At 63.6% G+C, this 12,210-nt stretch carries 12 protein-coding genes; 5 read left to right on the forward strand and 7 right to left on the reverse strand.

Annotated features, from left to right (window positions below; translation table 11 throughout):
- Window positions 1-11 precede the first annotated feature (11 nt).
- From C513_RS0109545 to galU, 7 genes are all read right to left on the reverse strand, one after another.
- Window positions 12-770 carry an enoyl-CoA hydratase gene (locus tag C513_RS0109545; RefSeq protein WP_018715784.1) on the reverse strand — a complete coding sequence of 253 codons (759 nt, stop codon included), beginning with the start codon at window positions 768-770 and terminating at the stop codon, window positions 12-14.
- 9 nt (window positions 771-779) lie between these two features.
- Window positions 780-1,670, reverse strand: a complete 891-nt coding sequence (argB, locus tag C513_RS0109550; protein ID WP_018715785.1) for an acetylglutamate kinase — start codon at window positions 1,668-1,670, stop codon at window positions 780-782.
- A 61-nt stretch (window positions 1,671-1,731) separates the two neighbouring features.
- Window positions 1,732-2,280 (reverse strand): dTDP-4-dehydrorhamnose 3,5-epimerase, encoded by a 549-nt coding sequence (gene rfbC / locus C513_RS0109555; protein WP_018715786.1) that lies wholly within the window; start codon window positions 2,278-2,280, stop codon window positions 1,732-1,734.
- Entirely contained in the window at window positions 2,277-3,167 is an 891-nt protein-coding gene (gene rfbA, locus C513_RS0109560; protein WP_018715787.1) for a glucose-1-phosphate thymidylyltransferase RfbA, read from the reverse strand. Before rfbA ends, rfbC begins: the two co-directional genes overlap by 4 nt.
- 32 nt (window positions 3,168-3,199) lie before the next feature.
- Window positions 3,200-4,126, reverse strand: a complete 927-nt coding sequence (gene rfbD / locus C513_RS0109565; protein WP_018715788.1) for a dTDP-4-dehydrorhamnose reductase — start codon at window positions 4,124-4,126, stop codon at window positions 3,200-3,202.
- Window positions 4,127-4,129: 3 nt separating this feature from the next.
- Window positions 4,130-5,191: a dTDP-glucose 4,6-dehydratase gene (rfbB, locus tag C513_RS0109570; RefSeq protein WP_018715789.1), complete on the reverse strand. Its 1,062-nt coding sequence runs from the start codon at window positions 5,189-5,191 to the stop codon at window positions 4,130-4,132.
- Window positions 5,192-5,218: 27 nt separating this feature from the next.
- Entirely contained in the window at window positions 5,219-6,094 is an 876-nt protein-coding gene (galU, locus tag C513_RS0109575) for a UTP--glucose-1-phosphate uridylyltransferase GalU (RefSeq protein ID WP_018715790.1), read from the reverse strand.
- A gap of 226 nt (window positions 6,095-6,320) precedes the next feature.
- Here galU and C513_RS0109580 point away from each other — a divergent pair, with 226 nt between their 5' ends.
- The 5 genes from C513_RS0109580 (at window position 6,321) to C513_RS13175 (ending at window position 12,184) form a co-directional block, all read left to right on the forward strand.
- Window positions 6,321-7,649 (forward strand): nucleotide sugar dehydrogenase, encoded by a 1,329-nt coding sequence (locus tag C513_RS0109580; protein ID WP_018715791.1) that lies wholly within the window; start codon window positions 6,321-6,323, stop codon window positions 7,647-7,649.
- A 584-nt stretch (window positions 7,650-8,233) separates the two neighbouring features.
- Entirely contained in the window at window positions 8,234-9,187 is a 954-nt protein-coding gene (locus C513_RS0109590; RefSeq protein WP_018715793.1) for a Gfo/Idh/MocA family protein, read from the forward strand.
- Complete coding sequence (locus C513_RS0109595; RefSeq protein WP_018715794.1) at window positions 9,184-9,765, forward strand: acyltransferase; 582 nt, start codon at window positions 9,184-9,186, stop codon at window positions 9,763-9,765. Before C513_RS0109590 ends, C513_RS0109595 begins: the two co-directional genes overlap by 4 nt.
- 6 nt (window positions 9,766-9,771) lie before the next feature.
- On the forward strand, window positions 9,772-10,866 hold the full coding sequence (locus tag C513_RS0109600) for a DegT/DnrJ/EryC1/StrS family aminotransferase (RefSeq protein WP_018715795.1): 1,095 nt from the start codon (window positions 9,772-9,774) through the stop codon (window positions 10,864-10,866).
- Window positions 10,867-10,870: 4 nt separating this feature from the next.
- On the forward strand, window positions 10,871-12,184 hold the full coding sequence (locus C513_RS13175; protein ID WP_018715796.1) for a lipopolysaccharide biosynthesis protein: 1,314 nt from the start codon (window positions 10,871-10,873) through the stop codon (window positions 12,182-12,184).
- Window positions 12,185-12,210 lie beyond the last annotated feature (26 nt).

Here is a 12,210-nt window from a genome sequence, read left to right on the forward strand (position 1 = left end):
AGCCGCGTCGCTCAGTGGAACTGCGGCGGGCGCTTTTCCATGAAGGCGGTGAAGGCTTCACGCGCTGCCGGTTCGCCCAGCATGCGGGCAAACACCGCCGCTTCTTCGGCCACGCGCTCCAGCAGCGCGGCCTGCTGGCCCTGCTTGAGCAGGCGCTTGGTTTCCAGCAGCGAGCTCATCGGCTTGCTGGCCAGGCGCCTGGCCTGAGCACCTGCCAGCTCGTTGACCTCGGTCGGCGCGGTGATGCGATTGACCAGACCGAGATCACGGGCGGTTTCGGCCAGGAAAGGTTCGCCCAGCAACAGCAGTTCGGCGGCGCGCTGGTGCCCGACCAGCTGCGGTGCCAGCAGGCTGGAGCCCGCCTCGGGGCACAAGCCCAGGTTGACGAACGGCATGGCAAAGGCCGCATTGTCACCGGCATAGACCAGGTCGCAATGGAACAGCATGGTGGTGCCCACGCCCACCGCCGGACCGGCCACGGCAGCGATCAGCGGCTTGGGAAAAACCACCAGCTGGCGCAGGAAGCGGAACACCGGCGCATCGGTGCTGGTGGGCGGATGCTCCAGAAAGTCCTTGATGTCGTTGCCGGCGGTGAACACGCTGGCGTCGCCCTGGATCACCAGCACGCGCACGGCGTCATCCGTGGCGGCCTGCTGCATGGCCTCGGCCAGCGCGCTGTACATGGCTTCGGTCAGCGCGTTCTTCTTGTCCAGGCGGTTGAAGGTGATGGTGCTGACACCGGCATCGGTGTGGATCAGGATATCGCTCATGGCTGCCCCTTACGCTGCGCAGATCATGGTGCCGTACGGCGTATCGGTCAGGATTTCCAGCAGCATGCTGTGCGGCACGCGGCCATCGATGATATGCACGGCATTGACGCCGCTGCGGGCGGCATCCAGCGCACCGGCAATCTTGGGCAGCATGCCACCGGAGATGGTGCCATCGGCACACAGGGCATCGATACGGGACGGCGTGAGCTCGGTCAGCAACTCCCCCTGCTTGTCGAGCACGCCGGGGATGTTGGTCAACATGAGCAGCTTTTCGGCATTCAGCGTCATCGCCAGATGCGAGGCCACCACATCGGCATTGATGTTGTAGCTCTCGTTGTGCTCTCCAAAACCGATCGGGCTGACCACCGGAATGAACTGGTCATCCTGCAGCGCCTTGACCACGCTGGGATCGATGGCCTCGATATCGCCCACCTGGCCCACGTCGTGCTCCATGGCCGGATCCTGTAAATCCTTCAGGCGCAGCTTGCGGGCGCGGATCATGGCACCGTCACGACCGGTCAGGCCCACGGCCTTGCCGCCGGCCTGGTTGATCAGGCCCACGATGTCCTGCTGCACCTCGCCACCCAGCACCCATTCCACCACTTCCATGGTCTCGGCATCGGTCACGCGCATGCCCTGGATGAAATGGCCTTCCTTGCCCAGGCGCTTGAGCGCGGTCTCGATCTGCGGACCGCCGCCATGCACTACCACCGGGTTGATGCCCACCAGCTTGAGCAGCACGATGTCTTCGGCAAAGGCTTTTTGCAGCGCCGGATCGGTCATGGCATTGCCGCCGTACTTGATCACCATGGTCTTGCCATGGAACTGGCGGATATAGGGTAGCGCCTGCGACAGCAGGTCGGCCTTGAGGGCGGGGGAGATGGGGGTGGTGTCGGTCATGATGATGGATCTGAAGCAAGAATAACGTCCAATTTAGCACAAGGGTACGGTATCTTCGTGGCTAGGCCAGATCCTGCAGTGCCAACCCTGCCTGGTCCTTGATCGAAAGTAGCGGTTGCCGAATGTCGCTGCACGTCAGCGGCCAGGCCACACCCACATCCGGATCATTCCAGGCCAGCGTGGCTTCATGCTGCGGCGCATAGTAATCGGTGGTCTTGTACAGGAATTCCGCCGTCTCGCTCAACACCAGAAAGCCATGTGCCAGGCCGGGCGGCACCCACAGCATGCGCTGGTTTTCTTCACTCAGCTCCAGGCCAAACCACTGGCCAAAGGTGGGCGACTCCTTGCGGATGTCCACCGCCACATCAAACACGCTGCCGCGCACCACGCGTACCAGCTTGCCCTGGGGTTGCTGCGTCTGGAAATGCAGGCCGCGCAGCACGCCCCGGGCGGACCGGGAGTGGTTGTCCTGCACAAATTGGTGGCGGGTACCGGTCAGCTCGTCAAACACGCGCTGGTTGAAGCTTTCCATGAAGAAGCCACGGGCATCGCCAAACACGCGCGGCTCCAGGATCAACACATCGGGAATGGAGGTGGGCAAGGCTTTCATCGGGGCAATCCTTCTTTCAGCAGGCGCAGCAGGTACTGGCCGTAGCCATTCTTGCGCATCGGCTCTGCCAATTCCTGCAATTGGGCCGCATCGATATAGCCGTTGCGCCAGGCGATTTCTTCCGGGCAGGCGATTTTCAGGCCCTGGCGCTGCTCCAGCGTGGCAATGAACTGGCCGGCATCGAGCAGGCTTTCATGGGTGCCGGTATCGAGCCAGGCATAGCCGCGCGTCATGATTTCCACATGCAGGCGGCCCTGCTCCAGGTAGGCCTGGTTGACGCTGGTGATTTCCAGCTCGCCACGGGCGCTGGGCCGGACCTGGCTGGCAATGTCCACCACCTGGTTGTCGTAAAAGTACAGGCCGGTGACAGCGTAGCTGGACTTGGGCTGCTGCGGCTTTTCCTCGATGCTGATAGCCTTGCCGGCGGCATCGAACTCCACCACGCCGTAGCGCTCCGGATCCTGCACATGGTAGGCAAAGACCGAGGCATCATCGGTACGTGCATGGGCCTGCAGCAGCAGGGTCACCAAATCATGGCCGTAGTAGATGTTGTCACCCAGCACCAGCGCCGAAGGGTGGTTGCCGATGAAATCCTTGCCGATCAGGAAAGCCTGCGCCAGACCATCCGGACTGGGCTGCACGGCGTACTGCAGGTTCAGCCCCCACTGGCCACCGTCGCCCAGCAGCTGCTGGAAGCGTGGCGTGTCCTGCGGCGTGGAAATGACCAGAATGTCGCGGATACCCGCCAGCATCAATGTGGTGAGCGGGTAATAAATCATGGGTTTGTCGTACACCGGCAGCAGTTGTTTGCTGATGGCCAGCGTAGCCGGGTGCAGGCGGGTGCCGGAGCCGCCCGCCAGGATGATGCCCTTGCGTGAGATAGTCATGGGGTTCTCTTGTGGTATTCAGGGGCCGGGTCTCAGCCCAGCACTTCTTCCAGCATGCGGTCCACGCCCTGCTGCCAGTCCGGCAGCGTCAGGCCAAACGCCTGCTGCAACTTGTGCGTGTCCAGGCGTGAGTTGAGCGGCCGCGTAGCTGCCACGGGGTAGGCGCTGGAGGGAATGGCGGTGACGGCTTCCGGAGCCACCTTAAGCGGCAGACCCTTGCGCCGTGCCACATCCAGCACATGGCTGGCATAGCCATGCCAGCTGGTGCTGCCGCCAGCGGCCAGATGGTAGAGGCCGGTACAGCCGGTATCGCCACGCAGGTACTGCCGCACGGCATGGGCGGTGACATCGGCGATCAGCTCGGCACCAGTGGGGGCACCCCACTGGTCGCTGATCACGCTGAGGCTATCGCGCTCCTGCGCCAGTCGCAGCATGGTGCGGGCAAAGTTGCCGCCGCGTGCGGCATAGACCCAGCTGGTGCGGAAAATCAGGTGCCTGGCCGCGTGCTGGCGGATCAGGGCTTCTCCTGCCAGCTTGGTCTGGCCGTAGGCATTGAGCGGTGCGGTGGCATCGGTTTCCTGCCAGGACTGCTGGCCTGAGCCGTCAAACACGTAATCGGTGGAGTAATGCACCAGCAGTGCGCCCAGACGGTCTGCCTCTTGGGCCAGCACGCCCATGGTGGTGGCATTGATGCGCTGCGCCAGCTCTGGCTCGCTTTCGGCCTTGTCTACTGCGGTGTAGGCAGCAGCATTGACGATGACGTTTGGCTGCAGCAGGCGCACGGTGGCGGCCAGGGCTTCGGGATCGGCCAGATCTCCGTACAACGGCTGACCTTGCCAGACGGGATTGGCGACAGTATCACGCCCCAGGGCCCAGACCGTTCCCAGCGGAGCCAGGCTGCGCTGCAGTTCCCAGCCGACCTGGCCCTGTTTGCCCAATAGCAGGATGGTGGTGCCCATGGCTTACTCCTGCGTGTATTGCTTGCTGACCCACTCGCGGTAGGCACCGCTTTGCACATTGGCGACCCACTGCGGGTGGTCCAGGTACCACTGCACGGTTTTGGCAATGCCGGTGTCAAAGGTTTCTGCCGGTTTCCAGCCCAGTTCGCGTTCGATCTTGTGCGCGTCAATGGCGTAACGGCGGTCGTGGCCGGGGCGGTCGGTGACGTGGGTGATCTGTTCGGCGTAGCTGCGGCCATCGGCACGCGGGCGTAGCTGGTCCAGCAGACGGCAGATGGTGTGCACGATGTCGATATTGGGCTTTTCGTTCCAGCCGCCAACGTTGTAGGTTTCGCCCAGCTGGCCGGCCTCCAGCACGCGGCGGATGGCGCTGCAATGGTCTTTGACGTAGAGCCAGTCACGCACCTGCATGCCGTCACCGTAAACCGGCAGCGGTTTGCCGGCCAGGGCGTTGACGATCATGAGCGGGATCAGCTTTTCCGGGAAATGGTAGGGGCCGTAGTTGTTGCTGCAGTTGGTGGTGAGTACCGGCAGGCCGTAAGTGTGGTGGTAGGCGCGTACCAGATGATCACTGGCGGCCTTGCTGGCGCTGTAGGGGCTGTTGGGCTCGTAACGGTGCTGCTCGGTAAAGGCCGGGGCATCAGGTGCCAGGGTGCCGTAGACCTCGTCGGTGGAGACGTGCAGGAAGCGGAAGGCCTCCTTGGCCTGGCCCTGCAAGCCGTTGTAGTAGGCACGGGCGCATTCCAGCAGGTGAAAGGTGCCGACGATATTGGTCTGGATAAAGTCTTCCGGGCCGTGGATGGATCGGTCCACATGGCTTTCGGCGGCAAAGTTGAGGATGGCGCGTGGCTGGTGCTCGGCCAACAGGCGGCTGACCAGCTGCGCGTCACCGATATCGCCCTGCACGAAGAGGTGGCGTGGGTCATCCTGCACTGCAGCCAGGGTTTCGAGGTTACCGGCATAGGTCAGCTTGTCCAGGTTGAGGATGGGCTCGTTGTGCTGCGCCAGCCAGTCGAGAACGAAGTTGCCGCCGATGAAGCCGGCGCCGCCTGTGATCAGGATCATGAAATTTCCTTGCCGCCCATTGTGAGCTTACTGGCAATTGTCCTTCAGCCAGGCGCTGAAACCTTCGCCCATTTCGGGGTGCTGACGCGCCAGGTCCACCGTGGCCTGGAGGAAGCCCTGCTTGCTGCCGCAATCGTAACGCTTGCCCTGGTAGCGAAAGGCAAATACGCGCTCACGGCGCAGCAGCGAGGCGATGGCATCGGTGAGCTGGATTTCACCACCCACGCCGGTTTGCTGACTGGCGATTTCGGCAAAGATGCCGGGGGTGAGGATGTAGCGGCCAGCCACGGCCAGGGTGCTGGGTGCCTGTTCGGGCGCGGGCTTTTCGACGATGGCGTTGACATCCACCATCTGCGGGTTGACCTCGGTGCCGGCGACGATGCCGTACTTGCGCGTGTCTTCACGCGGCACGTCTTGCACTGCCAAAATGCTGGTGCGCCATTCGTTGAACTGCTCCACCATCTGCGACATGATGGACGGCTGGCCCACCATCAGGTCATCGGCCAGCAGCACGGCGAACGGGTCATTGCCCACCAGCTCGCGCGCGCACAGCACGGCATGGCCCAGGCCCAGGGCGCGATGCTGGCGTACGTAGACGCACTGCATGTCGTCGGGCTTGATGCTGCGCACCAGCTGGAGCAGCTCGCGCTTGCCGGCGGCTTCCAGCTCCGACTCCAGCTCATAAGCGGTATCGAAATGGTCTTCAATAGAGCGCTTGGTGCGGCCGGTGACGAAGATCATCTGGCGGATACCGGCCTCATAGGCTTCCTCTACCGCGTACTGGATCAGCGGCTTGTCTACCACGGTCAGCATTTCCTTGGGGCTGGCCTTGGTGGCAGGGAGGAAGCGGGTGCCGAGGCCGGCGATGGGGAAGACGGCTTTCTTGATGCTGGAAGGGTTCATGTTCCTAATCTGCAGTTCATGCTGGCAAGCCGATCCGATACGGTTCGGCAAATACGCGAATGTATGTCAGTCCTGTGTCGTATGCATGACGAACACACCCACTCCGCTGGACATGTCTGGATGATACCCCCATGCGCTGCTTCCGGCTGGCGTCTCTCCCCACACCCCGCCGAATCCTGACCAGTCCTATAATTCATCCTACTTTCCTGCACTTACCAGATCCAACGTGGCCCCTACTTCCTTTCCCCTCGCCATCATCGGCCTAGGCTACGTTGGCCTGCCCCTGGCCGTCGAATTCGGCCGTCACCAGCCGGTCATCGGCTTTGACATCAACACCCACCGCATCGCCGAACTGCAGTCCGGCCACGACAGCACGCTGGAGGCATCGCCCGAACAACTGCAGGCCGCCACCCAGCTGCGCTACACCAGCCACCCGGCTGATCTGCAGGAATGCCGCATCTTCATTGTCACCGTACCCACGCCGGTAGACGACACCAACAACCCGGATTTGACCCCGCTGATCAAGGCCAGCCAGACCATTGGCCAGGTGCTCAAGCCAGGCGATATCGTCATCTACGAATCCACCGTCTACCCCGGCGCCACCGAGGAAGTCTGCGTACCCGCGCTGGAACAGGCCTCCGGCCTGCGCTACATCCATGCCGGCAACGAAAACGAGGTCGATCCTGCCCAGGGCTTCTACTGCGGCTACAGCCCCGAACGCATCAACCCCGGCGACAAGGTCAACACCCTCACCAAGATCAGGAAAATCACCAGCGGCAGCACCCCGGCCATCGCCAAGGCGGTCGATGATCTGTACGCGGGCATCATCACAGCCGGCACCTATCCCGCCAGCAGCATCAAGGTCGCCGAAGCCGCCAAGGTCATCGAAAACACCCAGCGCGACCTCAACATCGCCTTTGTCAACGAACTCTCCGTGCTATTCGCCCGCCTCGGCATCGACACCGTAGAAGTGCTCGAAGCCGCCGGCAGCAAGTGGAACTTCCTGCCCTTCCGCCCCGGCCTGGTCGGCGGCCACTGCATTGGCGTGGACCCCTACTACCTCACCCACAAGGCCCAGGCCGTCGGCTACAACCCGCAAGTCATCCTGGCCGGCCGCCGCATCAACGACAACATGGCGCGCTACGTGGCACGCAACACCATCAAGCTGATGCTGCAACAGGGCATGGACGCCCCGCGCTGCAAGGTCGGCATCCTCGGCATCACCTTCAAGGAAAACTGCCCCGACATCCGCAACAGCAAGGTCGTGGACATGGTGCGCGAATTCCAGGCCTGGGGCATGCAGGTCGTAGTCAGCGACCCGGTCGCCGACCCGGACGAAGTCCGCCACGAATACGGCATCGACCTGCAGACCATAGATGCCGAGCATCCCGTGGACGTACTGGTGGTGGCCGTGGGCCACGGCAGCTACCGCGCCATGACACCTGCCGACCTGCGCCCGCTGTGCCGTGGCGAGCAGCCGATTCTGGCGGATGTGAAGAGCTTGTATGACCGGCATGTGGCGGGGGCGCAGGGGTTTGCCGTGTTTCGGCTGTAAGACCGTGCCCTACACCAAGCCCTGGAAAAGCTACGATGAGCAGCTTCAACTGCTCATCAGCCGGGGCATGCTGGTATCGGATATGGACCGTGGAGCCTGAACTACCTGCGCAACGTCTGCGCCCACCACAGCAGGCTGTGGAACCGCAACATCATCGATCAACCCAAACTACCTTCTGCCAAGGAATTGGCCTGGACCACCAACTTTGCCGCGGACACGCATGCGCAAGCACGCTGCTTCATGCTCCTTAAGATGACCTGCCATCTTCTCAAGGAGGTCAACCCGCGATCCAGCTGGCCTGAACGCATACAGACACACTTGCTGACCTTTCCCAGCCTGCAGCATCTTGACATCAATCTGGCAGGTATGGGGGCGCCAGCCAACTGGCAAGCCATCTGGAACATGCAGACGTAAAAAAACCCCTCAGCAACTCATCTGCAAAGCAGACTCGCCGAGAGGGGCCGTGTTGCATCCATTATACCCTTAGGCATCCAACCACCAGGCAAAAATATGTGCCAAACACGCCATGTGCACGTGAATTGCAAAGCCCTGCTTCGCCCAATTGACAGACAATACAGCGCATCATGACCAAAAACTTCGCCCTCATCGGCGCCGCCGGCTACATCGCCCCGCGCCACATGCACGCCATCAGGAACCTGGGCCACCACCTGGCCGTGGCCTACGACACCAACGACTCGGTCGGCATCATCGACAGCATCTCGCCGCAAAGCGCGTTCTTTACCGATTTCGAGCGCTTCTACGACTACGCCCATCGCCTCAAGCGCGATCCGGCTACCGCGCTGGATTACGTCAGCATCTGCTCGCCCAACTACCTGCACCATCCGCACATCACCGCCGGCCTGCGCCTAGGCGCCGACGTGATCTGCGAAAAGCCGCTGGTGCCCACGCCCGAACTGCTGGACGACCTGGCGCTGGTGGAACGTGAAACCGGCCAGCGCGTGTACAACATCCTGCAGCTGCGCCATCACGATGCCATCCTGGCGCTGCGCCAGAAGGTGGCTGCCGCTCCGGCCGACACCAAGTTCGACGTGGAGCTGACCTACATCACCAGCCGCGGCAAGTGGTACCTGGAAAGCTGGAAAGGCGACCCGCGCAAGTCCTTTGGCGTGGCCACCAACATCGGCGTGCACTTCTACGACATGCTGCATTTCGTCTTCGGCCAGCTGCAGGACAACGTGGTGCACTACAGTGGCGAAACCAAGGCCGCCGGCTACCTGGAATACGAGCGCGCCCGCGTGCGCTGGTTTCTCTCTATCGATGCCAACGACCTGCCTGATGAGGTCAAGGGCCGCAAGACGACCTACCGCAGCATCGACATAAATGGGGAGGAGCTGGAATTCTCCGAAGGCTTTACCGAACTGCACAAGGTCAGCTACGAGGAAATTCTGGCCGGTCGCGGCTACGGGCTGGAGGATGCGCGCCACTGCATCGAGACAGTGAACGTGATCCGCACTGCGCCGGTGGTGGCGGCCAGGGATGGGATGGGGCATCCGATGCTGGCGCGGTTGCTGGCATGAGCGTCACCATCCACCCCACCGCCATCATCGACCCCGGCGCGCAAATCGGCGCCGGCAGCCGCATCTGGCACTGGGTTCACATCTGCGCCGGTGCCGTGATTGGCGAGCGCTGCTCCTTCGGCCAGAACGTGTTCGTCGGCAACGATGTGCGCATCGGCAACAACGTCAAGGTGCAGAACAACGTCAGCGTGTACGATGCCGTCACGCTCGAAGACGACGTCTTCTGCGGACCGAGCATGGTGTTCACCAACGTCTACAACCCGCGTTCTGCCGTGGCGCGCAAGGAAGAATACCGCCGCACGCTGGTGAAACAGGGAGCCACCATGGGTGCCAACGCCACCATCGTTTGTGGCAGCACCGTGGGACGCTACGCCTTTGTCGGCGCCGGAGCGGTGGTGCAGAAGGACGTACCCGACTTTGCCCTGGTGGTGGGCGTACCGGCGCGGCAGATCGGCTGGATGAGCCGCTTTGGCGAACGGCTGGAGCTGCCGCTGCAGGGTTCAGGCGAGGCTGTGTGTCTGCATACGGGGGATCGTTATGTGCTGGACAATGGAAAGCTGAGTTTGCAACCGGCCTGACACACCATGGACTTCATCGACCTCAAAACCCAATACGCCGCCCTGCGCGACCCGATCCAGCAGCGCATGCAACGCGTACTCGACCACGGCCAGTACATCATGGGCCCCGAAGTGGCCGAACTGGAAACGGCCCTGGCTGCACGCACCGGCACCGCCCACTGCATCACCGTCAGCAGCGGCACCGAAGCCCTGCTGATCAGCCTGATGGCGCTGGGCATCCAGCCTGGTGACGAAGTCATCACCACGCCCTTCACCTTTGCCGCCACCGCCGAGGTCATCGCCCTGCTGGGTGCGGTGCCGGTGTGGGTGGATGTGGAAGAGGATACCGGCCTGATCGATGCCAACCTGATCGAGGCCGCCATCACGCCGAAGACCAAGGCCATCATGCCGGTCAGCCTGTATGGCCAGGTGCCGGACATGGACGCCATCAATGCGATCGCCGCCGCGCACGGGAATCTGCCCGTGATCGAGGATGCGGCGCAGAGTTTTGGCGCCCGCTACCATGGCCGCGAAAGCTGCAACCTGAGCACCTTTGGCTGCACCAGCTTCTTCCCGAGCAAGCCGCTGGGCTGCTATGGCGATGGCGGCGCCATCTTCACGCACGATGACGCGCTGGCACAGGCCTGCCGCGAGATCCGCATCCACGGCCAGAGCAAGCGCTACACCCACACCCGCATCGGCGTGGGCGGTCGCATGGACACGCTGCAGTGCGCCATCGTGCTGGCCAAGCTGGATCGCTTTGCATGGGAAGTGCAGCAGCGCATGCAGCTGGGCCAGGCCTACAACGCCCTGTGCGATGCCGCCGGCATCACGCGCATGCAGCAGCGCGAGGGCCGCACCAGCGTGTTTGCGCAATACACCGTGCGCGTACCGCAGCGCGAGCAGTTGCAGGAACGGCTCAAGGCTGCCGGGATTCCCACTGCCGTGCACTATCCGATCCCGATGAACCAGCAGCCTGCCTACCAGGGCCTGTGTGACCGCCCGACGCCCGTGGCAGATCGCCTGGCGACCGAGGTGATGAGCTTGCCGATGAGTGCGGATCTGTCGCGGGAACAGCAGACGCTGGTGATGCAGGCGCTGGTGGCAGCGCTGACCGCCTGAGTCCGTGACCCTGCTCCGCGCCACTCTCACCCTGCTGGCCGGCGGCGCACTGGCGCAGCTGATTCCGCTGCTGCTGGGACCGCTGATCACGCGGCTGTTCACGCCGGAGGCATTTGGCCTGTTTACCAGCTTCAGCACCATTGCCGCCACGGTGGCCGTGGTGGCCTGTGCGCGCTACGAGTTTGCGCTACCGATGGTGCGTGACGGACGAGAGGCACGCGCGCTGCTGGCGCTGTGCCTGCGCATTGGCCTGATCGTGCTGTTGCTGTGCCTGCCGCTGGCCTGGGCGCTGCATGCGCTGGGCTATCTGCCCTTGCCGCAGCTGCTGCCGCTGGCCGTGCTGACGGTCGGCGCGCTGCAGCTGCTGACCCTGTGGAGCAACCGGGCGCACCGTTTCCGTGCCCTGGCGCTGGCACGGGTGCTGCAGTACGGCGGCACTGCCGTGCTGCAGGTGGCGCTGGGTTATGCGTTGTGGCTGCAGGCGCGGGCACCTGCCGGGTCGGAGCAGGCCTGGGCGCTGGTGGCGGCACCGATAGCGGCGGCGCTGGTCGCCTGCCTGGTGCTGCTGCGCCCGACGCCCGAAGGCGGCTGGCGTGGCGTGCTGCCGGGATCGGCCGATACCGCCCTGCAGTCCGACATGCGCCAGGCGGCGCGTACGCACCGCGATTTTCCGCTGCTCAACACACCGCACGCCTTTCTGGGCACGCTGCAGGATGCGGTGGCGGTGGCGCTGCTGATCGCCTGGACAGGCGAGGCGGCGGCCGGCTTCTGGGGCCTGGCGCTACGCTATCTGAAAGCACCGGCAACGCTGGTGGGCAGTGCGGTATCGCAGGCGTTGTACCCGCGCCTGGCCAACGCCCAGCCCGAAGCGGCGCGCCGTGCCGTGCGCCAGGTGATGCTGTTGCTGGCCGCCATGGGCAGCGTGCTGATGCTGGTGCTGATGCTGGCCGGGCCCTGGCTGTTCGTGACCGTGTTTGGCCCGCAGTGGAGCGAAGCCGGCGAACTGGCACGGGCGCTGGCCCCGTATATCGCCGCGCATTTTGTGGCCGCGCCGCTGGCGGTCGTCACCATGGCCTGGAAGGCGCAGCGATGGGCGTTTCGCTGGGCACTGGTCGGGCAGGCGGCGTTTGTGCTGGCGCTGGCGCTGGGTCTGCAGTTCGGCGGCCTGATTGCCGGCGGCTGGGCGGTATCGGCGGCCATGGTGCTCTACTTTGGCATCTACTTCTGGCGGCTGGCCTTCTGGCGCGATATTCCGGCCCCCGAACCCCAGGATCCGGCAGACCCCGGCGTGCGTGAACTGGTGGAAGAACAGCCCTGATGCCGCCGCATCGGGGACAATAGCGC

Origin of the sequence: Allobrachymonas chironomi DSM 19884 (assembly GCF_000374625.1) — a bacterium.
Taxonomy (GTDB): domain Bacteria; phylum Pseudomonadota; class Gammaproteobacteria; order Burkholderiales; family Burkholderiaceae_C; genus Brachymonas; species Brachymonas chironomi.